The sequence below is a fragment of the Bradyrhizobium liaoningense genome (genome assembly GCF_018130955.1).
Lineage (GTDB): Bacteria > Pseudomonadota > Alphaproteobacteria > Rhizobiales > Xanthobacteraceae > Bradyrhizobium > Bradyrhizobium liaoningense_C.
This window is the reverse complement of record NZ_JAFCJM010000062.1, coordinates 18,457-40,392: the sequence shown is the minus strand read 5'-3', so window position 1 is coordinate 40,392 and position 21,936 is coordinate 18,457. Positions and strand designations below refer to the sequence as shown.

At 64.5% G+C, this 21,936-nt stretch carries 20 protein-coding genes; 13 read left to right on the top strand and 7 right to left on the bottom strand.

From position 1 onward, the window contains the following. Positions 1 to 105 precede the first annotated feature (105 nt). Entirely contained in the window at positions 106 to 279 is a 174-nt protein-coding gene (locus JQ632_RS32170) for a hypothetical protein (protein WP_212406672.1), read from the bottom strand. 124 nt (positions 280 to 403) lie between these two features. After that, a complete protein-coding gene (locus tag JQ632_RS32165; protein WP_212406674.1) occupies positions 404 to 1,702 on the bottom strand; it encodes a sorbosone dehydrogenase family protein in 1,299 nt (432 codons plus the stop codon). Between the two features lie 257 nt (positions 1,703 to 1,959). Here JQ632_RS32165 and JQ632_RS32160 point away from each other — a divergent pair, with 257 nt between their 5' ends. From JQ632_RS32160 to JQ632_RS32140, 5 genes are all read left to right on the top strand, one after another. Continuing rightward, entirely contained in the window at positions 1,960 to 3,153 is a 1,194-nt protein-coding gene (locus JQ632_RS32160; protein ID WP_212406671.1) for a urate hydroxylase PuuD, read from the top strand. Between the two features lie 152 nt (positions 3,154 to 3,305). Further along, a complete protein-coding gene (locus JQ632_RS32155; RefSeq protein WP_212406670.1) occupies positions 3,306 to 4,922 on the top strand; it encodes an ABC transporter substrate-binding protein in 1,617 nt (538 codons plus the stop codon). A 24-nt stretch (positions 4,923 to 4,946) separates the two neighbouring features. Beyond that, complete coding sequence (locus JQ632_RS32150) at positions 4,947 to 5,924, top strand: ABC transporter permease (RefSeq protein WP_212406669.1); 978 nt, start codon at positions 4,947 to 4,949, stop codon at positions 5,922 to 5,924. A gap of 1 nt (position 5,925) precedes the next feature. Then, the gene (locus tag JQ632_RS32145) at positions 5,926 to 6,756 is read left to right on the top strand and encodes an ABC transporter permease (RefSeq protein WP_212406668.1); all 831 of its coding nucleotides are present in this window, start codon (positions 5,926 to 5,928) and stop codon (positions 6,754 to 6,756) included. Continuing rightward, positions 6,753 to 8,381 (top strand): ABC transporter ATP-binding protein, encoded by a 1,629-nt coding sequence (locus JQ632_RS32140; protein ID WP_212406667.1) that lies wholly within the window; start codon positions 6,753 to 6,755, stop codon positions 8,379 to 8,381. Before JQ632_RS32145 ends, JQ632_RS32140 begins: the two co-directional genes overlap by 4 nt. Here the strand turns inward: JQ632_RS32140 and JQ632_RS32135 are convergent. Continuing rightward, positions 8,378 to 9,682, bottom strand: a complete 1,305-nt coding sequence (locus JQ632_RS32135; RefSeq protein ID WP_212406666.1) for an FAD-binding oxidoreductase — start codon at positions 9,680 to 9,682, stop codon at positions 8,378 to 8,380. The genes JQ632_RS32140 and JQ632_RS32135 overlap by 4 nt on opposite strands. 118 nt (positions 9,683 to 9,800) lie before the next feature. Between JQ632_RS32135 and JQ632_RS32130 the strand changes: the two genes are divergently transcribed. Beyond that, complete coding sequence (locus tag JQ632_RS32130) at positions 9,801 to 10,658, top strand: VOC family protein (protein WP_212406665.1); 858 nt, start codon at positions 9,801 to 9,803, stop codon at positions 10,656 to 10,658. Positions 10,659 to 10,733: 75 nt separating this feature from the next. Further along, complete coding sequence (locus JQ632_RS32125) at positions 10,734 to 11,009, top strand: hypothetical protein (protein ID WP_212406664.1); 276 nt, start codon at positions 10,734 to 10,736, stop codon at positions 11,007 to 11,009. A 46-nt stretch (positions 11,010 to 11,055) separates the two neighbouring features. Here JQ632_RS32125 and JQ632_RS32120 read toward each other — a convergent pair whose 3' ends face one another. From JQ632_RS32120 to JQ632_RS32110, 3 genes are read right to left on the bottom strand one after another with little or no spacing between them, the layout of a single operon-like run. Further along, positions 11,056 to 11,451, bottom strand: a complete 396-nt coding sequence (locus tag JQ632_RS32120) for a cupin domain-containing protein (protein WP_212406663.1) — start codon at positions 11,449 to 11,451, stop codon at positions 11,056 to 11,058. A gap of 23 nt (positions 11,452 to 11,474) precedes the next feature. Next, positions 11,475 to 12,179 (bottom strand): SDR family oxidoreductase, encoded by a 705-nt coding sequence (locus JQ632_RS32115; protein WP_212406662.1) that lies wholly within the window; start codon positions 12,177 to 12,179, stop codon positions 11,475 to 11,477. 44 nt (positions 12,180 to 12,223) lie between these two features. Next, positions 12,224 to 14,023 (bottom strand): thiamine pyrophosphate-binding protein, encoded by a 1,800-nt coding sequence (locus JQ632_RS32110; RefSeq protein ID WP_212406661.1) that lies wholly within the window; start codon positions 14,021 to 14,023, stop codon positions 12,224 to 12,226. 231 nt (positions 14,024 to 14,254) lie between these two features. Between JQ632_RS32110 and JQ632_RS32105 the strand changes: the two genes are divergently transcribed. From JQ632_RS32105 to JQ632_RS40135, 6 genes are all read left to right on the top strand, one after another. Next, on the top strand, positions 14,255 to 15,178 hold the full coding sequence (locus JQ632_RS32105) for an IclR family transcriptional regulator (RefSeq protein WP_212406660.1): 924 nt from the start codon (positions 14,255 to 14,257) through the stop codon (positions 15,176 to 15,178). A 131-nt stretch (positions 15,179 to 15,309) separates the two neighbouring features. After that, positions 15,310 to 16,575: an ABC transporter substrate-binding protein gene (locus tag JQ632_RS32100; protein ID WP_212406659.1), complete on the top strand. Its 1,266-nt coding sequence runs from the start codon at positions 15,310 to 15,312 to the stop codon at positions 16,573 to 16,575. Positions 16,576 to 16,608: 33 nt separating this feature from the next. Further along, a complete protein-coding gene (locus JQ632_RS32095; RefSeq protein WP_212406658.1) occupies positions 16,609 to 17,484 on the top strand; it encodes a branched-chain amino acid ABC transporter permease in 876 nt (291 codons plus the stop codon). Continuing rightward, positions 17,481 to 20,021 carry a branched-chain amino acid ABC transporter ATP-binding protein/permease gene (locus JQ632_RS32090; protein WP_212406657.1) on the top strand — a complete coding sequence of 847 codons (2,541 nt, stop codon included), beginning with the start codon at positions 17,481 to 17,483 and terminating at the stop codon, positions 20,019 to 20,021. Before JQ632_RS32095 ends, JQ632_RS32090 begins: the two co-directional genes overlap by 4 nt. A 334-nt stretch (positions 20,022 to 20,355) precedes the next feature. Then, positions 20,356 to 20,961 carry a hypothetical protein gene (locus JQ632_RS32085; protein WP_212406656.1) on the top strand — a complete coding sequence of 202 codons (606 nt, stop codon included), beginning with the start codon at positions 20,356 to 20,358 and terminating at the stop codon, positions 20,959 to 20,961. Further along, on the top strand, positions 20,864 to 21,226 hold the full coding sequence (locus JQ632_RS40135) for an HGGxSTG domain-containing protein (protein WP_312015685.1): 363 nt from the start codon (positions 20,864 to 20,866) through the stop codon (positions 21,224 to 21,226). The genes JQ632_RS32085 and JQ632_RS40135 overlap by 98 nt, the downstream gene beginning before the upstream one ends. A 338-nt stretch (positions 21,227 to 21,564) precedes the next feature. Here the strand turns inward: JQ632_RS40135 and JQ632_RS32080 are convergent, their stop codons facing one another. Then, the gene (locus JQ632_RS32080; protein WP_212406655.1) at positions 21,565 to 21,912 is read right to left on the bottom strand and encodes a hypothetical protein; all 348 of its coding nucleotides are present in this window, start codon (positions 21,910 to 21,912) and stop codon (positions 21,565 to 21,567) included. Positions 21,913 to 21,936 lie beyond the last annotated feature (24 nt).

Genomic DNA, 21,936 nt, shown 5'->3' with positions numbered 1-21,936 from the left:
GCCGCCACGCTCGAGGGCTATGCTCTTGCCACCCAAGAACAAAATCCGGGAATCCCCTAGCCCACAAGGGGAGAGGGTGCACTTTCATCGCGGCACCACCAGCCATCACGCCACCTCGCAGCGCCCCCGATCGGCGGCGCGATCCCGTTGCAGATCAGCTTCGAGCTCCTTGACGATGCCGTGCAGCAGACACGCCGCCAGTGGATCGGTCACCTCCCGCTCGAGAAGCCGGTAGCGTGCGATGCGGACTTCCTGCTCTCTCAATTGCTGCTCTGTCATAGCGCGGCCTCCGGCAAATCGACGCGCAGGAGGCCGCATTGTTTCGTTGCAATTTTCCGATCGTTTTCTATGGTTTCTCGTCAGTTAATAAATGACCGGCGCGAGCCCTTTTTCGACCGCGCCCCTACCGCGACACCCGCCAGATCGTGCCGTTGCCGTCTTCCGAGATCAGCAGCGCGCCGTCCTTTGCCACGGCGACACCGACGGGGCGTCCCCAGACCTCGGTGTCGTTGACGACGAAACCCGTGACAAAGTCCTCGTATTCGCCGGTCGGCTTGCCGTCCTTCATCCTGATACGGATGATCTTATAGCCGGTGCGCTTGGATCTATTCCAGGAGCCGTGCTCGGCGGCAAAAGCGTCGCCGCGATATTCGGCCGGAAAGTTGGTGCCCTGATAGAAGGTCATGCCCAGCGAGGCGGAGTGCGACTGGATCAGCACGTCGGGAATAGTGACCTTGTCCTTCAGATCCGGCCGCGCGCCGGCGTGGCGCGGATCCTCGTTGCCGCCGATATAGTACCAGGGCCAGCCGTAGAACGCGCCTTCGCGGACGCTGGTGACGAAGTCGGGCACGAGATCGTCGCCGAGGCCGTCGCGCTCGTTGGTGGAGCACCAGGGCAGACCGCTCTGCGGCTCGACAGCGAGACCGACACAGTTGCGGATGCCGGTGGCATAGATCTTCCGCTCCTTGCCATCCGGATTGAAGGCGAGCACCGTCGCGCGCTCGGTTTCGCTCGCCCATGCAGCGCCAAGCGGTTGCGCGCGCGACCAGGTGTCCAGTCCGCCGGGTGGAGTGCCCATACCTTCAGCGACGTTGCTGAGCGACCCGACCGACACGAGCATGCGCTTGTTGTCAGGCGTGAAGACGATGTCGCGGGTGGAATGGCCGCCGTCATGTGGCAGGCTCGCCACGATCGTCTCCGCCTTGCCGCGCGCCTTGAGGTCGCCGGCCTGATAGGGGAAGCGGACGACGCTGTCGGTGTTGGCGACATAGACCCATTTCGGATCGTCGCCGTTCGGAAAGAAGGCGATGCCGAATGGCTGTCTCAGGCCGCTGGCATAGATCTCGTTCGTTGCGACCTTCGCGCCGCCCTCGCCGGCGCGAAGCACGCGAATCTTGCCGGCCCGCGTTTCCGCAACAAAGATGTCGCCGTTCGGCGCGACGCGCACGATGCGGGGGCCTGACAGGCCTTCCGCGAAGAGCTCGATCTTGAAGCCCGGCGGTACCTGCAGAGATGCGCCCGGCGGCCGCGCCACCACACGTGAGAAGCTGGCAACCGATTTTGTCGCTCCTGGGCTTGGCAGGTCGTGCGGGCGGATCAGCCTGATGGTGCCAGGCTTGTCGGATTGCCAGTCGCCGAAGGCGTCCTTGCCCTGCGACACCGGCTCCGCCGATGCATACGGGCCGGCCGTTGCCAGCAGCATCACCGCCAACAATCCAAAATGCTTCGTCACGGTCTCCTCCCGGCCTGCCCTTGTTCGACCAACGTCCGTCAGGTCCAATCATTCGGCGATCGCGCGCGATGCCGAATCGAACGTCAGCCTATGCCCGCAGGATGTGCATCACCTAGCCTCATCCTGCTGGAAAATCCTCGTGATCGGTGCGACACATTGTAAGGGCGCGACCGCGGACGGCGGTCATCAAAGCTGCGGCATCGGGAGCTGCGACTGACGGGGTCATCATGTGGGGATCCATCGTATCGGAATGGGCGAGCCTGATCCTGCGCTGGCTGCATGTGGTGGCCGCGATCGCCTGGATCGGCAGCTCCTTCTATTTCATAGCCCTCGACCTCAGCCTGAAGCCGAACAAGGCCCTGCCCGACGGCGTGCAAGGCGAGGCCTGGCAGGTCCATGGCGGCGGCTTCTACCACATCATGAAGTATCTGGTGGCCCCCGCCCAGATGCCGGAGGAGCTGACCTGGTTCAAATGGGAGGCCTACACCACCTGGCTGTCCGGCTTCGCGCTGATGGTCGTGGTCTATTATCTCGAGGCCGATTTGTTTTTGGTCGACAAGTCCATCCTCGATCTCACGCCTGTACAGGCCGGGCTGTTCAGCTTCTGCAGCCTCGCGCTTGCCTGGCTGCTCTATGAGGTCGCCTGCCGCACCGGGCTTGCGCAGCGCGAGCTCGGCTTTACCATCGGCGGCTACCTGTTCCTGGTCGCACTGACCTACGCCTTCACCCATGTGCTGAGCGGACGCGGCGCGTTCAACCAGATCGGAGCGATCATCGGCACCATCATGGTTGCCAACGTGTTCGGCCTGATCATCCCGAACCAGAAGAAGATCGTAGCTAGCCTGATCGCGGGACAGGCGCCCGACCCGAAGCTCGGCAAGACCAGCAAGGAGCGGTCGGTCCACAACAACTATCTGACGCTGCCCGTCGTCGTGCTGATGATCAGCAACCATTATCCCCTGCTCTACGCCACGCGTTTCAACTGGATCATCGTCGCGATCATTTTGGCGCTCGGACCGGTGATCCGGCACTTCTTCAATGAGCGCCACGCGGGACGAAAATCGCCCTGGTGGGTGTGGGGCGTCGCGGCCGCCGGCATGATCGCGATCGGCTTCCTGTCCGCCGCCGGCCCGCGCGAGGTGAAGACGTCAGCGGTTGCGGCGCCGTCGACACTCGCCAATGTCGAGGAGATCGTGATGTCCCGCTGCAGCATGTGCCATGCGGCCGAGCCCGTCTGGGCCGGCATCGTCACCGCGCCGAAAGGCATCGTGCTCGACAGCACCGAGCATATCCAACGCAACATCAGGTTGATCGGACGCGTCGCCGCATGGTCCAGCGCGATGCCGCCGGGCAACATCACCGAGATGACCGGCGAGGAGCGCGCGATGCTGGCCGCCTACATCGCGCAGGGCGATCGTTGAGGCCACGAGCCACAACGCGAGTCTGCGCCATTTTGCGGAAGGATTTTGCGCAAATCTCGTAGATTTCAAAATGACTTGAGCGCCCGTCCGGCGTAGATAGGGAACCGTTCGGCCGCATAGCCCGGCCCAAGAAAGTCAATCGGAGAAGTCGAATGGATTTGACTCGCCTGGAAATCAACCGCCGCACGGCCCTGCTGACGTCGGCCGCGATTGCCGCCAACGTCATCAACCCGATGCGGGCGTTTGCGCAGGAGGCCCCGAAGAAGGGCGGCGTGTTCAACGTCCATTACGGCGCCGAGCAGCGCCAGCTCAACCCGAGCATCCAGGCTTCCACCGGCGTCTACATCATCAGCGGCAAGATCCAGGAGAGCCTGGTCGACCTCGACGCCGACGGCAAGCCGGTCGGCGTGCTCGCCGAGAGCTGGGAGTCCTCAGCCGACGGCAAGACCATCACCTTCAAGCTGCGCAAGGGCGTCACCTGGCACGACGGAAAACCTTTCACATCAGCGGATGTCGAGTTCACCGCGATGAACATGTGGAAGAAGATCTTGAACTACGGCTCGACGCTGCAGCTCTTCCTCACCGCCGTCGATACGCCCGATCCGCAGACTGCGGTGTTCCGCTACGAGCGGCCGATGCCGCTCAACCTGCTGCTGCGGGCGCTGCCCGACCTCGGCTACATCTCGGCAAAGCATCTCTACGAGAGCGGCGACATCAGGCAGAACCCGACCAACCTTGCCCCCGTCGGCACCGGTCCGTTCAAGTTCGTCAAATACGAGCGTGGCCAGTACATCATCGCCGACCGCAACCCGGATTACTGGCGTTCGAACGCGCCCTATCTCGACCGCATCGTCTGGAAGGTGATCACCGACCGTTCGGCAGCCGCGGCACAGCTCGAGGCCGGCGAGTTGCAGTATTGCCCGTTCTCGAGCCTGACCATCTCCGACATGGCGCGGCTCGGCAAGGACAAGCGCTTCATCGCCACCACCAAGGGCAACGAGGGCAACGCGCGCACCAACACCATCGAGTTCAACTTCCGCCGCAAGGAATTGTCCGACATCCGCGTGCGCCGCGCGATCGCGCACGCGATCAACGTGCCCTTCTTCATCGAGAATTTTTTGGGCGATTTCGCCAAACTCGGCACTGGCCCGATCCCGTCCACCTCGACGGACTTCTATCCCGGCACGGACACGCCGCAATATCCCTACGACAAGGCCAAGGCAGCGGCCCTGCTGGACGAGGCCGGCTTCAAGGCCGGCGCCGGCGGCGCGCGCTTCTCGCTCAAGCTGCTGCCCGCGCCGTGGGGCGAGGACATCTCGCTGTGGTCGACCTTCATCCAGCAGTCGCTGAAGGACGTCGGCATCACGGTGGAAATCGTCCGCAATGATGGCGGTGGCTTCCTCAAGCAGGTCTATGACGAGCACGCCTTCGATCTCGCCACCGGCTGGCACCAGTACCGCAACGATCCCGCGGTCTCGACCACGGTGTGGTATCGCTCCGGCCAGCCCAAGGGCGCGCCCTGGACCAACCAGTGGGGCTGGGAGGACAAGCAGGTCGACACCACCATCGACAACGCCCTCACCGAGCTCGATGCGGCCAAGCGCAAGGCGCTCTATGCCGAGTTCGTCAAGGAGGTGAACACCGAGCTGCCGGTCTGGATGCCGATCGAGCAGATTTTTGTCACCGTCATCTCGGCCAAGGCCCGCAACCACTCCAACACCCCGCGCTGGGGCTCGTCGAGCTGGCACGATCTTTGGCTTTCCGCGTGACGCGTTTTTCGTCAAGATGATGCCATGCGCATCCTGAGCCTTGCGGGGCGGCGGCTCGCCGCCTCGATCCCAACCCTGTTTTTGATCCTGATCGGCGTCTTCCTGCTGCTGCAATTCGCGCCGGGAGACACCGTGGACGCACTCATGGCCCAGATGGGCGGCGGCGATGCCGCAACCGCCCGGGACTTGCGAAAATTCTACGGGCTCGATTTGTCGCTTCCCGCGCAACTCGCCAACTATCTCTGGCGCCTGGTGCAGCTCGATCTCGGCTTCTCCTCGATCTACGGCAAGCCGGTCGCGACCGTGATTCTCGAGCGGCTACCGCCGACCATTCTCTTGATGACGGCCTCGCTCTCCTTTGCCTTCTTCTTCGGCCTCGTGTTCGGCGTGATCGCCTCGCGCGCCGTCAACAAATGGCCGGATACGCTGATCTCGACGCTGGGCCTGATCTTCTACGCGACACCGTCGTTCTGGTTCGGCCTGATGGCGATCGTGGTGTTCTCGATCTATTTGCAATGGCTGCCCGCCGGCGGCTTTGAGGATATCGGCCAGGTGCAGAGCGGGTTTTGGCGCGTGCTCGACATCGCGCGGCACCTCATCCTGCCGACGCTGACGCTGGGCCTGATCTTCCTCGCAATCTACCTGCGCATCATGCGCGCCTCGATGCTGGAGGTGCTCAACCTCGACTATGTCCGCACCGCCCGCGCAAAAGGGCTCGACGAGACCCGCGTCGTGATGGGCCACGTGCTGCGCAACGCGCTGCTGCCGATGGTCACGCTGATCGGCCTGCAGGCCGGCACCATGCTCGGCGGCTCGGTCGTGGTGGAGAGCGTGTTCTCCCTGCCCGGCCTCGGACGGCTCGCCTATGAATCCGTGATCCAGCGCGACCTCAACACGCTGCTCGGCATCGTCTTCGTCTCGGCCCTGCTCGTGATCACAGTGAATTTCGTGGTCGACCTCCTCTACGCGCGGCTCGACCCGCGCATTTCGGCGGAGGGCTGAGATGGACGCAGCAAAGCGCTATTTTCGCAGCCCCGCCGCCGTGATCGGGCTCGTGCTGCTGCTGGTCGTGATCGCGATGGCGATCAGCGCCGGCATCCTCTATCCGCGCGATCCGCTGGCGCTCGCCGGCCGGCCGCTGGTCTGGCCATTCACCAACCCGCGCTTTCCGCTCGGCACCGACAATTCAGGCCGCGATATCGCCGCCCAGATCTTCTACGGCTCACGCATCTCGCTGCTGATCGGCGGCGTCGCCACTGCGATCGCGATTGCCATCGGCACGCTGATCGGCGCCTTCGCCGGCTATTATGGCGGCTGGGTCGACAACATCCTGATGCGGATCACGGAAGCCTTCCAGACTCTGCCGAACTTCGTGCTGCTGCTCGTGCTCGTCGCCGTGTTCGGCTCGACGCTGACCACGGTGACGATCGCCATCGGCGTGGTGTCCTGGCCCGCGCCGGCGCGGTTGACCCGCGCCGAGTTCCTGTCGCTGCGCAACCGCGAATTCGTGCAGGCCGGCCGCACCCTCGGCATGAGAGACCTCCAGCTCATCCTCGGCGAGATCCTGCCTAACGCGCTCCCGCCCGTCATCGTCTATGCCAGCGTGGTAATGGCGCTCTCGATCCTGCTTGAGAGCGCGCTCGCCTTCCTGCGGCTATCCGATCCCAACGTCGCCTCCTGGGGCAATCTCATCGGCCTCGGGCGCGACGTGTTGCGGGTGCAATGGTACGTCTCGGCCATCCCCGGCATCGCCATCCTCGTCACCGTGCTCGCGGTGTCGCTGGTCGGCCAGGGCCTCAACGATGCGCTCAATCCGAGGCTGAAGAGCCGATGAGCGACGCCCCGATCCTGTCGCTGGAAGGCCTCGGCGTGCGCCTGCCCAAGGGCGCCGACCGCACGCATGCCCTGAATGATGTCTCGCTCTCGATTGCCTCCAACGAGATTCTTTGCGTCGTCGGTGAATCCGGCTCCGGCAAGTCGATGATGGCCAACGCCGTCATGCAGCTGCTGCCGAACGAGGTCAAGATCGAGACCGGTCGGATGATGTTTGACGGCCACGATCTCTGTGCCGTCACACCGGCGGAGATGCGCGAGGTGCGCGGCGCCGGCATCGCCATGATCTTCCAGGAACCGATGACTGCGCTCAATCCGCTGCGCACCATCGGCGACCAGGTGGCCGAGATGTTCTCGGTTCACACAAGATTGTCCAGGGCTGACATCAACGCCCGCGTTCTGGCCTTGCTGGCTGATGTCCGCATCCTCGATCCCAAAACGGCGGCAAAAGCCTATCCGCACGAATTGTCAGGCGGCCAGCGCCAGCGCGCCATGATCGCCATGGCGCTCGCGCTCGATCCAAAGCTCCTGATCGCGGACGAGCCGACCACGGCGCTCGACGTCACGACCCAGGCGCAGATCCTGAAGCTGATCCGCGACCTGCAACAGCGCAAGAAGACGGCGGTGCTGTTCATCACCCATGATTTCGGTGTCGTCGCCGAGATTGCCGATCGTGTCGTGGTGATGCAGCACGGCAAGATCGTCGAACAGGGGACTGCCGAGGCGGTGTTGAATCACCCGACCCATCCCTACACCAGGCAGCTCATTGCCGCCGTGCCGCCGTTGAAGGCGCCACCGCCGCGGCCGTTGTCCTCGGACAGCATTCTCACCATCGCCAACGTCTCGAAAACCTACCGCACCGGCGGCTTTCTCGGCCGCGGCCCGCGCGTTACGGCGGCGGTGAAAGACGCCTCGCTCCACCTGCCGAAGGGCGCCACGCTCGGCATCGTCGGCGAATCCGGCTCGGGCAAGTCGACACTGGCGCGCTGCATCGTGCGGCTGATCGATCCCGATACCGGCGCGATCCTGATCGACGGCAAGAACTGGGCGAAAATGCCGCGCGACGAGGTCCGCCGCGAGACCCAGCACATCCAGATGGTGTTTCAGGATCCGTTTGCTTCGCTCAATCCGCGGCGCAAGGCGGCCGAGCTGGTCGCGCAGGGCCCGATCGTGCACGGCACCCCACGCGCCACGGCGATTGCGGAGGCCAAAAAACTGTTCGAGCTGGTCGGGCTCGATCCCTCCGCCGGCGACCGCTTTCCGCATGAATTCTCCGGCGGCCAGCGCCAGCGCATCGGGCTCGCGCGAGCGCTCGCCTTGAAGCCGGACGTGCTGGTCGCGGACGAGCCGGTCTCGGCGCTCGATGTTTCCGTGCAGGCGCAGGTGCTAAAACTGCTCGGTGAGCTGCGCGAGCGGCTCGGGCTCTCCATCGTCTTCATCACCCACGATCTGCGCGTCGCAGCCCAGGTCTGCGACCTCGTCGCGGTGATGAAGGAAGGCGAGATCGTCGAGCACGGACTGGTCGCCGACGTGTTCGGCAGCCCCCAGCATCCCTACACGCAGGCGCTCATCGCCGCCGTGCCCGGCGGTGAGTTTTCCGCACAGCACGAGGCGGCGGTGTCCTAGGCGACTTCCCTCGCGTCACGGTAGCGGTAGAGCAGCAGCTTCAACACGGCGACCTTGCGCAGCAAGCCATGCGCCGGGATCGTCACGGGCTCGGTGAACGGCAGTGCCAACTCGCCCTCCGGCACGCCTCGCACGGCCTTGGCCAGTTCGCCGCCGAGCGCCATGGTCAGCGCCACGGCCCGCCCATTGCAACCGGTCCAGCCATAGGCATTTGGCCCAAGCTTGTGGAAGCGCGGCATGTAGTCGGTGGTCATGCCGACATAGCCGTTCCAGACATAGTCGAAGCTGACCTCGCCGATCTGCGGCCACAGCCGCTGCAAGCGCTCGGCGACGCGCGCTTTCAGCCGCTCCGCCTTGTTGCCGGGCACGATCACGGCACCTCCGGTGACCAGCCGGTTGCGGGCGTCGTAACGCGCGAAATAAAGCTCGCCATGGGTATCCGACATCGCCTTCCGCGCGGGAATGATGGTCTTGCGGACGTTGTCCGAGAGCGGCTGCGTCGCCATCTGCCAGGACAGGACCGGCATCACCTCATGCGCAATGTCGGGCACCAGCGATTTGGAAAACTCGCCGCTATAGGCGTTGGTGGCCATCACCAGCGCGCGGCCGGAAATCTCGCCCTTCGCCGTCTTCACCACCCATCGGTCGTTGCGTCGTTCAAAGCTCATGGCAGGCGAGCGCGCATAAATGCGCGCGCCAAGCCCAAGCACCGCGCGCGCAAGCCCGCGCGCTAGTGCGAGCGGATTGATGTGGCCGCCCGTCCTGTTCCAGAAGCCGCCATGCCAGGCGTCGGAGCCCAGCATGTCCCTGGCCTGGTCGCGCGACAGCAGCTCGACCGGCGCGCCGAATTTCGACCATTGCCGCACCCGCCGTTCGGCGATCTTGATCCGGCCCGGCGAATGCACCGGCTGCACCCAGCCGGCCTGCTCCTGCTCAGCTTCGATCTTGTAGCGCCGCGCAACGTCGAACAATGTCGAAGCGCTGTCGCGCAACAGACCGACGAAGCGTTCTCCGACGGCGCCGTGCCGGGCAACGATATCCTCCGGATCCGGCCGCGACAGTGTCGGAATCACCTGGCCGTTGTTGCGGCCCGAGGCGCCCCAACCCGGCTCCGCGGCCTCGACGATCGCGACATCGACACCGGCTTCGCGCAAATGCAGCGCCGTCGACAAGCCCGTAAAGCCGCCGCCGACCACGACTACGTCGGCGGTCTCTGTGCCGACCAGCTCCGGCAATTCCGGCCCCTGCGGCGTCACGGCCGCCCACAGCGAATTCGGCCAGTTCACGGGTGAAGTCTGCATCATCATTTGTCCCAGTCGTCATGAGATGGCGCATCTGCAACGGCTGCAGTTGACACCGGCTTGCAGGTGCGTTGTCGTATCTCACAGCTTAATCCATCCATTCATGCCGGGGAAAGAGATGGCACTCAAGAACGTCATTGGCATCGACCACGCCGTGGTCATGGTGAAAGATCTCGACAAGGCCGCCGACAACTACAAACGGCTCGGCTTCACTGTCTCGCCGCGCGGTACCCACAGCGCGCATATGGGATCGGGCAACTACACCATCATGTTCGATCCCGACTATATGGAATTGCTCGGCGTGCTGGCTGCGACAGAACATAATGCTCCCGCGCGCGCCTTTCTCGAAAAGCGCGGCGAAGGCATCGAGCGCATCGCGTTCACGGCGGTCGATTCCACCGCCGGCGCCGAAGAGATCCGCGCCAAGGGTTTTCCGCCGGTCGGTCCGGTCGATTTCGAACGCCCGGTGACGCTGCCTGATGGCACCATCTCCGCGGCAAAGTTCCGCGTCTTCCAGTGGCCGGTCGCGGAGGCGCCCGGCGGCGTGCGCATCTTCGCCTGCCAGCACAAGACGCGCGAGACGGTGTGGATCCCCGAGCTGATGACGCATGCCAACGCCGCCAAACGGCTGAAGCAGGTGCTGATCGCATCGCCCGAACCCGCGAAGGACGCTGCGCATCTGTCGCGCCTGATCGATCGCGAGGCGAAGGCGGAATCTGACGGCGCCGTCACGGTACCTTCCGGCGGCGATCGCGCCGACTTCGTCTTCCTGACACTTGACCAACTCGGCAAGCGTTATCCCGGCGTGTCGCTCTCTGGGCTTCCCGAACGCGGCGGTGCGGCGCTGGTGCTCGTCAGCGGCGATCTCGCGGCGACCGAGAGGGCGCTTGGTGCAGCCGGTGTGCGCAGCGGGTCCGCGATCTGCGTGCCGCCGGCAAAGGCCAATGGCACCCTGCTGGCCTTCATTGCGGCGTAGTTGAGCTAATTCTTTAACAAGCTTTTACCCCGGCGGCCCTAGACTACGGTCGATCAAGCCACCGGGGTCAAAACCATGTTTAGGGAAGGCACGCCGATCGCGTACGACGCGCCGGCTGAACTGAAGAAATGGCCGTCGCTGAAAGGCGAGCGGCTCAGGGATCGCGGCCCGCCCTATATGGTCTACAACGGCACGCTCGCCGACTGCGTTCGTGAGCTCCTGGCAAAGCCCATCAAGGGCATCTCGCTCTACGACATCATGACCAAGCCGCAGGCCGCCTTCGAGGAAGGCGTGTTGTCGCCGGGCGATGCCGCCGAGATCGCGATGCGCAAGGATTTTCCAAAAGCCTAGCGCCTCGCGTCCCGCGCGCACTCGTCCAGCTAACGCGACGCGATCCTCACACCGGCTTCTCGTCGTCCGTCACCGGCGACGTCACGACCAGGAAGACGAGATCGACCAGCCCAGAGTTCGAGATTGCATGCTCGACGCCGGGCGGCAGGAAGATCACGTCGTGCTTGCGCACGACATGGTTCTTTCCCGCGATCTCCATCAGCCCCTCGCCTTCGAGCACGTGATAGACCTGCTCCTGCACCTTGTGATGATGGCGCGCGACATAGGCCATCGGCTGGTACATCGAGATGCGATAGTCGATGTGCCGCGAGCCCGAGTTCTCCGGCATCACCAGCGGTTTCGACAGCGCCCCGCCAAAATGGTTGGGGAATTCGCGCCAGGGCACTTCGGCGATGCGGCGGATGAAGGCGCCATTGCTCTCAGCCTTGCCTTGTTCGGCCATGATGGGCCTCCGTTCTGCCCTTGTCAGATGACGAGCGCGCCGCCGTCGATATAGGCGATCGATCCGGTCGCAAATCCGTTGGCCATGAAGCTCAAAATCTGCTGCGCGATATCTTCGCCTGCGCCGACGCGCCGCACCGGCAGCGCCGCCGCGGTCTTCTCCAGCATCTCGCGCCGTGCCGCATCCGGCATCGCCGCGCGGATCGGCGTATCGATCACGCCGGGCGACACCGCATTGACGCGCACCGGCGCCAGCTCGAGCGCCAGCGCGCGCGCAAGCGACTCCAGCGCGCCGTTGGCGGCACTGATGATCGCCGAATTCGGTCGCGGCCGTACGCTGAGAAAACCCGTGACCAGCGTCAGCGAGCCGCCCGGGCGAATACCCGCCTCGCGCGCCACGCGCCAGGCGCCCCAGAACTTGCCTTCCATCGTCGCCCGCACGTCATCCATCGCCACCGACTTGAACGGCCCGGTCTTGAGCTGGGCGGCGGTCAGGACGACGTGATCTACCGGCCCGGTGCGGCGAAAAAGATCAGCAACGCTCTGGTCACTGGTGACGTCGGCCGGGATCGCAATCACATTCAGCTTGTCGGCGATGGCGTCGAGCTTCGCCGCGTTGCGCGAGGCGATGATCACATCGGCGCCCTGCTCCTTCGCGAGTTCGACCGTCGCGAGGCCGATGCCGGAAGAGCCTCCGACCACCACGACCTTCTTGCCAGCAAGCATCATCTTGTATTCCTCGGGTTCGTATCCGTTGATTGGGCGAAACGAGTTCAGCCCGGCTGGAAGCGCGTGCCGATCCCGGCCTTGCTCTGGCCGAGGCCCGGCAGTTCCCACACGCCTGCGCCAGCCGGATTGACATCGGCGGCAATGTCGACGTCGATCAGATGCGGCTTGTTGGCGGCAATGCCCTTGCGGATGGCTTCGCCGATGTCGGCGGCACGATCGACCCGCACGCCCTCGACGCCGCAGGAGCGCGCCATCGCCGCGAAATCCGGATTGTAGCGCTCGCCCGTCTCGGGATGCTTGAAGTCGGTCGCTAGCTCGCGACCGCCGAGATAGCCGCGCTGCAGGCCGCGGATCGACGCATAGGCGTAATTGTTCCAGACCACCCAGACCACGGGCAGATTGTATTCGACCGCGGTACCCAGCACGTTGGCGTGCATGAAGAAGGCACCGTCGCCGCACACCGACACGCAGGGGCGATCGGGCGCTGCGAATTTCGCGCCCATCACGCCGGCGACGCCAAAGCCCATCGGGCCAAAGCCCATCGAGCCGATCAGCGAATCCGGCCGCTTCGGCTTGCAGAAGCCGAGCAGCCAGTTGTGGTGCACGCCGATGTCGGAGACGAGGATGGCGTCTTCCGGCAGCGCCTTGTCGATCTCGGCCGCGGCGCGCTGCGGATTGATCGGCGTGGTGTCGTCGGAAAAGCCCGGCGCAACGAACTTGTCCCACTCCTTGCGGTAGCCATCGATCTGCACCAGCCACTTCTTTCGCGCGTCTTCCTTTCTCGTGAGGCTGTCGCGGTGATCGAGCTCGGCATGGACCTGACGCAGGAAGGTGCGGACATCGGCCATCAGACCCAGCGCGACCGGATAGTTGCGGCCGATCTCCTCGGGATCGATGTCGACGTGGATCAGTCTCGTCGGCGGAATGGTGAAGGAATAGCCGGGAATCCACGAGCTCGAAGTACGGTCGTCGAAGCGCACGCCGAGCGCGAGCAGCACGTCCGCCTGGCGCGTCGCGTGATTGGCCTGATAGTGCCCAGCGCGCGCAACGAGCCCGAGCGCGAGCGGATGGTTGACGTCGAGCGCGCCGAGGCCCGAGGCCGATGCCGCAACCGGGATCTGCAGCCGCTCGGCGAGCCGCCGCAACTCGTCGGCGGCCCCGCCGTAGCGCACGCCCTGCCCGACCAGCATCACGGGCCGCTCGGCCGCAAGCAGCATGTCGACCGCCTTCACGACGCCTTCGGGATCGGCACCGCAGCGGCTGGAAATATTTGCATTCCACTCGACCGCCTTCGGGGCTTCCTCCGCGGCCGACTCCATGAAAACGTCGAAGGGCACGTCGACCACGACCGGCCCGGGCCGTCCCGTGATCATGGTCTTCCAGGCCTGCCGCACCGCGAGCGGCACCATCTCGCCGCGCGTCGGCTGAAACACCTTCTTGCAGATCGAGCGCACGGTCGAGGGGAAGTCAGCCTGGTAATGCCGGTACATCTCCTGGAAGGCGCCGCGGTTGAACTGGCTGGTCGGCACGTTGCCGGTGATCGCCATGAACGGCACGGAATCCAAATAGGCATTGGCGAGCGAGATCGGCAGGTTCGCCGAGCCGGGACCGCAGGAGGTAAAGGTCGCGGTCGGCCGGCCCGAGACGCGATAATAGACGTCCGCCATGAAGCCGGCGACGCTCTCGTGATGCACCGAGATGGTCTTGATGTCAGACGAACGCTCGTACAGCGCGTCGATGAACTGGATGTTGCCGTGGCCGCACAGGCCGAACACCTGCGGCACCTTCTCCTGGATCAGATAGTCGACAATGACCTGCGCGCCGGTGAGCATGTTCTTCGACATCAACTTGTCTCCCTGCGGCTCGACGACTTCTTGTGCGCCGATGCGAAGGAGCGCGGCAGGTCGCCAATTGAGCCGCGGGCACCCTATTTCTCATAATGCTGTACGTCAATTTATATTGTGATAGGCTCATTTGAGGGAAACGCGCAACGCTCGAAGCCGACGACAACCTTGTCGCGTGCTACTGTTCGAAGACTTTGAGCCATGACGGATTCGCCACAGGGGGCCTCTTCCTTGAAATCGCGCAGCAAGCCCAGCACCACCGAAAAGACCAGCGAGAAGCCGGCAAGTTCGCGCAAGGCCACGATCGCCAAGCTGATCCCTGCACCACAGTCTGATCAGGATGATGACCCCGAGGACCGGCAGCGCGGCGGCGGCGTCCAGTCGCTCGGTCGCGCCTTCTCGATCCTCGAGGAGGTCGCGCGGCATCGCGAGGGCATCGGGCTTGCGGAACTCAGCAAGCTGGTCGGCCTGCATAATTCGACGACCTTTCACCTCGCGAAGACGCTGGTCTCGCTCGGCTATCTCCGTCAGGAGAAGGACAACAAGCGCTACCGCGTCGGCCGTCCCCTGTTTGCGCTTGCGGCCAGCGCGCTCGACGAAATCGAGATGGTCAATCTCGCAACGCCCGTGCTCGAGGATCTCTCGCGCGAGACCGGCGAAAGCGGCCATTTTGCCGTACGCATGGGCGATGCCGTCGTCGTTATCGCCCGCACCAGCGGACCCGGCGCGTTTCAATTGACCGACCGGGTCGGCGTGGTGCGGCCGGCGCATTGCACCGCGCTCGGCAAGATCATTTTGGCCTCGCTCCGCCCCGAGCAGCTCAAGCGCTTTCTCGATCGCGCCGAGCTCAAGCCGTCGACGCCGAAATCGATCACCGACGCCGGCGTGCTGACGCGCGAGATCGCCGAGGTGCAGCGCACCGGCGTTGCCTTCGACGACGGCGAGTTCAATCCCGAGGTTCGCTGCGTCGCAGTGCCCGTCACCGATTTCACCGGCAAGGTGATCGGCGCGCTCGGCATTTCTGGCCCGATCTGGCGCTTGTCCAACCAGGCGCTGCATGCGAGCGCGCAGGTCGTGCAGGCCGCCGCGAACCGCCTCTCCGCCGAATTCGGTGCCAAGCCCGTCGCCTCCAAGGCAGTTGCGAAAAAAGCCTGAGCCGCAGGCAAGCGGCGATTTTGCCGGTTGACACCGGCAATGGCGTTCGGGATTATCCTCCGGCATTAAAAAAGCGTCTCTCACAATATCGCATATTGAAGAGAGACCGATGCACCGGGAGGAAACAGCAGATGACCCGCACCAGCCGACGAAGTTTGTTGAAGGCAGGCGCAGCATGGACCGGCGCCTCGGCGCTCGGATTCCCAGCGATCGTCAGCGCACAGGCGGAGAAGATCCGGATCGGGCATCTGACGCCGCTCACCGGCTTCCTCGGCGTTATCGGCTCTTACGCCCAGCTCGGCGTGAAGCTCGCCGCCGAAGAGATCAACCAGTCCGGCGGCATCATGGGCAAGCAGATCGACCTGTTGTCGGAAGACTCGATCAACCCGGCGACCGCCGCAACCAAGGCGCAGCGCATGATCGAGCAGGATGGCGCGGCGGTGCTGCTCGGCGAGATCTCCTCGGCCTCCTCGCTGACCATGATGCAGGTCGCCGAGCGCAACAAGAAGGTGTTCTTCTCCACCGGCGCGCGCTCGGACGCGCTGCGCGGCAAGAACTGCAACAAATACTCGTTCCACTGCGACATCCCCAACACCGTGATGGTCAATGCGGTCGGCACGGCGCTGTCGCAGAAGGGCATGGTGAAGGGCAAAAAATTCTTCACGCTCACCGCCGACTATATCTTCGGCCACGACCTGCTGAAGGCCGCAAAAGGCTTCTTCGGGTCGCACGATGCGACGCTGATCGGCGACGAGCTGATCGCGACCGACGTCACCGATTTCAGCCCGTATCTGCTCAAGGTGCGGCAGGCAAAACCCGATGTGCGGCAGGCAAAACCCGATGTGGTGTGCTGCAACCTCGCCGGCAACCAGGTCACCAACCTCGTCAAGCAATATGCCGAGTTCGGCTTCCCCTACCCGCTGGTCGGCTTCAACCTCAACACCGGCGATGCCTGGGCTGCAGGCGCCGGCAATCTTAGCGGCACCTGGCCGACGGTCTGGTATCACACGCTGGACAATCCGGCCTCGAAGGCGTTCGTCGCGGCTTTCATCAAGAAATACGGCAAGCCGCCGGAGAACCACGCCTGGATCGACTACGTCACGCTCAAACTGCTTGCGGAAGCGATCAACACGACGAAATCGACCGACAGTGGCGAACTGATCGGCTATTTCGAGAAGCAGTCGCAGTTCGACATCGGAAAAGCGCGAAAAGCCTATTTCCGCTCCCGGGATCATCAGCTCGTGCAGGAGGCTTATCCGTTCACGGTCAAGCCAAAGGACCAGATGAAGGACCAGTGGGACATGCTGGTGCTCGGCGATGCCGTCCCCGTTCCGAACGAGCCGCTGGAGTCGATCTATCCGACGAGGGAACAGAACCCCTGCGAGATGAAGGCCTGAAGCCGCGCTTGCCGCGCGGGTAACGGACCCCAGATGCAGTTCGCGTTCTTGCTGGAACAGGTGGTGAATGGCCTCGTGCTCGGAGGCTATTACCTCCTCATCGCGCTTGGGCTGTCGCTGATCTTCTCCGTCGGCGGCATCGTCAACCTCGCGCATGGCGCGTTCTACGCGCTCGGCGCTTACGTCTTCGTCGAGCTCGTCCGCTTTACCGGCTTCGGTGCCGCGGTGATTGTCTCGCCACTCGCGGTCGCGCTGCTCGGCATCCTCTTCGAGCGCTTCATCTTGCGCCGCTTCTACACGGCCGATCCAATCCTCAGCTTGCTCGTAACCTTTGGCTTGGCGATGGTCGCCGAGCAGGCGATCCGCATGATCTGGGGCGCGGCGCCTGTCTCGGCAGAAATCCCGCAAAGCTTTCGCGGCTCGATCTTCGTCGGCGATTTCCTGTTCTCGCGCTATCGCCTGCTGATCCTGGCCGTCGTCGCCGCGGTGCTGGTTGGCGTCTGGCTGCTGCTGCACAAAACCTCGTTCGGGCGCGTGGTGCGCGCCGGCATCCAGCGGCCGGACATGGTCGCCGCACTGGGCATCCGCCTGCAGCCCTACATGACCGCGATCGTCATGCTCGGCGTCGGCATGGCTGCGCTCGGCGGCGCTTTCTTCGCGCCGATCACGACCGTGCACCCCGCCATGGGCGCCGACATCATGACGGTTGCCTTCGTCGTCGTCGTGATCGGCGGCCTCGGCAGTTTCTGGGGCGTGATCATCGCGGCGCTCCTCGTCGGCGTCATCAGAGGCATCGCCATCCATTTCGAGCCGGCGGCCGGCGAAGCCTCGATCTACATTTTGATGTTTCTGGTGCTGCTGGTGCGCCCGCGCGGCCTGCTCGGCGAACGCATCGAGAAATTTGAATGAAACGCGCCTCCGCCTTCGACAAGCTCAAGCCGCTGCTGATCGCAGCCGTCGCCGTGATCGCCCTGCCCTTCGTGCTGCGCGCGCTCGGCCTGTCCCTCAACACCGGCACCTGGGTGGTCGGGCTTGCGATCGCAACCATGGGGCTCAATCTCTGCATCGGCTATACCGGCCTCGTCTCCTTCGGCCACAGCACCTGGTTCGGCGTCGGCGCCTATGCGGCGGGCCTGATCCAGCTGTGCTACTTCCCCGGCCAGATCTGGCTGCCGCTGCTGCTCTCGACGGTCGTGGTCGCGGCGAGCTCCACCGTGATCGGAATGCTGATCCTGCGCCGCCGCGGCGTCTACTTTTCGCTGCTGACACTGGCGCTCGCCGCGCTCGCCTACACCACGGCCTTCCGCTGGACCAGCCTGACCGGCGGCGAAGACGGCCTTGGCGGGTTGAAGCGCGGCCATGTCGGGCCGTTCGATCTCGACAATGCGCTGGCCTATTACGTCGTCGTGGCCGCGATCGCGCTCGCGGTGCTCTATGTGCTGTTGCGGCTGGTGCGCTCGCCGTTCGGCCATGTGCTGGTCGCGATCCGCGAGAACCAGCTCCGCGCGACCTTCCAGGGCTATCCGGTCGAGCGCTACAAGCTCGCGGTGTTCGTGATCTCGGCGGTCGTGACCGGGATCGCCGGCGCGCTAATCGGCTTCCTCAACTATCTGGTCTCGGCCGAAGCCGTCTCGGTGCCGTTCGCGGGCGAGCTGCTCGCAATGGTGGTGATCGGCGGCATGCGCAGCATGCTCGGCCCGGCGCTCGGGGCGCTGTTCTTCATCCTGTTCCGGGAACTGTTCTCGATCTGGACGTCGAACTGGCTGTTCTGGTTCGGCATCACCTTTGTCGCCTTCGTGATGTATTCGCCGGGCGGCCTCGTCGGCATCGGCGCGCTCATCATGCGCCGCTTCCGCCCCGCGCCGGAAGAGACGGCCGCGATGAGCCGGCGCAAGATCTATGAGGGCCTGCCGCTGCCCGCTTTCCTGCGGCCGAAGGCGCTGACGGGCACCGTGCTCGAGGTCAGTGGTGTCTCCAAGAAGTTCGGCGGCATCCGTGCCGTGCATGATGCGAGCATCACGGTCGGTGCGGGCGAGATCCACGCGCTGATCGGGCCGAACGGCGCCGGCAAGACCACACTGTTCAACCTCGTCTCCGGCCTCTACCCGCCCGACCAAGGCACGATCCGCCTCAACGGCAAGAGCATTGCGGGCGTGCCGTCGGACCTGATCTGCCACCAGGGGCTGGCGCGCTCGTTCCAGATCACAAACTTGTTTCGCGGGCTCACCATCTACGAGAATTTGCGGCTGTCGCTGCAGGCGCGCCGCCCCAAGCGCTTCAACATCTGGAACGACATCGACACCTTTGGCGAGATCCACGCCGAGACCGCCGAGCTCGTGAAGTTTCTCGGCCTCGAAGGCATCGAGGAGATCGAGGGCGGCGAGTTGTCCTATGGCGGGCAGCGACTGGTCGATCTCGGCATCGCGCTCGGCTCCAAGCCGCAGGTGCTGCTGCTCGACGAGCCGCTCGCAGGCCTCGCTGCGGCCGAGCGCGAGCGCGTCTCCAATCTCGTGAAAAACATCGCCGCCAACATCCCCGTGCTGATCGTCGAGCACGACATCGACCGCGTGCTCGGCTTCTCGCAAACGGTCACAGTGATGAACCAGGGCGAGGTGCTGATGTCGGACTGCCCGAAGGCGGTGCGATCAGACATCCGCGTGCAGGAGATTTATACCGGCAAGGGCATTCCCGCGGTCGAGCACCAGCCCGGCGGCGAGCAGGCGACGACGACAGCGCCGGTACTGCGCTTCGCGCGCGTCAACACGTTTTACGGCAAGAGCCACATCCTCAACGACGCCTCGCTCGACGTGCGCGAAGGCGAAATCGTCGCCCTGCTGGGCCGGAACGGCGCCGGCAAGTCGACGCTGCTCAAAACGATCGCCGGCCTCGTGCCGGCGCAATCGGGCGACATCGACTATCGCGGCGCGGACATCGCCCATCTCGCTGCGCCCGACATCGCACGCCGCGGCATCGGCTATGTGCCGCAGGGCCGCGGCCTGTTCGCGGGCATGACGGTGCGGGAAAATCTCGCGCTCGGCCGGCTCGCCCGCAAGACCGATGGCAGAGACGGCGTGGCCTGGGACGAGGAGAAGATCCTGCAATACTTCCCGCGGCTGAAGGAGCGCATGAATGTCGCGGCCGACTATCTCTCCGGCGGGGAGCAGCAGATGGTCGCGGTCGCGCGTGCGATGTCGGGCAATGTCCGCCTGCTGCTGCTCGACGAGCCGTTTGAGGGCCTCGCGCCGGCGGTGACGCTCGAGCTGTTCAAAGTGTTCGACCAGCTCCGGCGGCACATGTCGATCGTGATCGTCGAGCACAATCTCGACCTCGTGCTCGCGCTCGCCGACCGCGTCTTTGCGCTCGAGCGCGGCGCGGTGTTCCATCAGGGCCCGGCCGCGCCGCTGCTCACCGACCTCGACTATCGCAAGAAGATCCTCTGGCTGTGAGGCCGGACGGTGCGGAATTGATCGCGCGGCGGTCGGCCCGACACCTCCCAAACCAAAACATCGAAAACAACCCCATGCAAAGTAGCCGGCGGGGCCGCGCACGGGTCTTACGAAATTCCGAAATAATCTTGACACGTCGGGCAAATCGGGTGTATTGTTTCATCATCGCGCAATCCACGAAAGCCAGCCTGTAGCTCCGCTCCCGCGTTGGACGCCGCTGGCGTGGCTCGCGCGAAAACCCCAATCGACAACTGAACTTGCACCGGCTCACCGCGGCGGGCACGTCGCCCGACGTGCCGCGCTGCGCAGCCTTGCGCCCAAGGACGCAATCGACATGATCCCAGCCACAGACAGTCAAACGACGACGGCAATCGCGGAATCCGATCGACCCGGGACGACCGCGGTCCCCCGCATCAAGTTTTCGTCGCGCGGATTTGCGATCGACCACCCGGATGCGGAAGCCGGCGAACGGCTGATGGCCGACGCGTTGGGGGTTACCGATCGCGAAGCAATGCAGGGCATCCTCACGCAGTTGGTCAAGGCCAGCGTCAACGGACGGAAACCCGACAAGGCCGACCTCGCGCTGATGATCTCGATGGTGAAGAGCATCAAACCGAGAGACTCCATCGAGGCCATGCTGGTGGCGCAGATGGTATCCGTGCACGTGACGGCGATGCGGTGCGCCTATCGTCTCGCACGCACCGACGACCCCGCCGGCCAGGACAGCGCCGCGCGCGCATTCGGCCGGCTGGTGCGCACGTTCCCGGCCCAGGTCGAGGCGCTCACGCGCTACAGGAACAACGGCGAGCCCGCCATCACCGTGCAAAACCTCTCGGTCGGGGATGGCGGCAAGGCCATCGTCGGCAACGTCACGCAGATTGTTGGTGACGCCGGTATGGCCATCGCCCCGGCGGATGCGCAGCGAGACGTCCATGCATGAGCGGTCACACCCGCAATACGGATGCGATGCTGGCGAGCGCACGCTGCGGCGCGCTTGCACCCGCAGCGGCGGCGCCTGTCGCGCGCCGGCCGTGCAAGACAAGGCGCGATGCCGCATGCACGGCGGCGCGGAGGGATCTGGGGCGCCGAAGGGCAATCGGAATGCGAGGAAGCATGGACTGTTTACGAAGCGCGGCCGCGCGGAGCAAAGGCAGATTCGAGACTTGTTGGGTGAGGCGGGGAGGTTGCTGCGGGAGTTGAAGTGATTTCGTTTGGGGGTCCGACTGTCGCATGAGGCGTCCGCCCCTAAGCACGCCCCGGCGCAAGGGTCATCGGGACGTCCTGGCAAGTCATTGGTCGCGACAACAAGGCACGTCATTCATCCTGGCCCCTGACCAGTACAGGTGTATCGGGTACAGTCCTGGTACACATTCCGGCACTCGAGGGATGGGATTTGCTTCTGACCACGGCAATCCGGATATCGGGCGCGACATGTATTTGGACATTGCTGCTTGGCCGTCTGAGCGGCGGCGAACGGGAGCCTGCTGCATTGCATGATTCAGCTCCTATGGGTCGAAAAGACGAAGGGCACCACAAGCAGACGCTATTTGGCATCGCTAGCCAGCCACGCGCGACCGAGAAGAATTGACAGGAGCGCGTGGACCGCGACCGCGGGCCAAAGGAGGCTGCCGGAAAACTCTGCCTGGTAGCCGATATAGGCCAGGTACAGCGTGATAGCGGAGCTATAAGCGAACATCCCCAGGAGCGGCTTGCCCCGCCAGCAGCATATCCCGAGCGAGATCAGTGCAATACCCGTCACACGCGCCACCGGTATTGCGACGCCGGCGAGCCGCTGACCCAGCAGCAATTGGCCGACGAGCGACGGCACGATCAACAGTGCCAGGCCCGTGGCAGCCTCGGCGACGGCAGCGAAGCCCAGCACCTTGCTCATGGCCCAGACATCCTTTCGATCCTT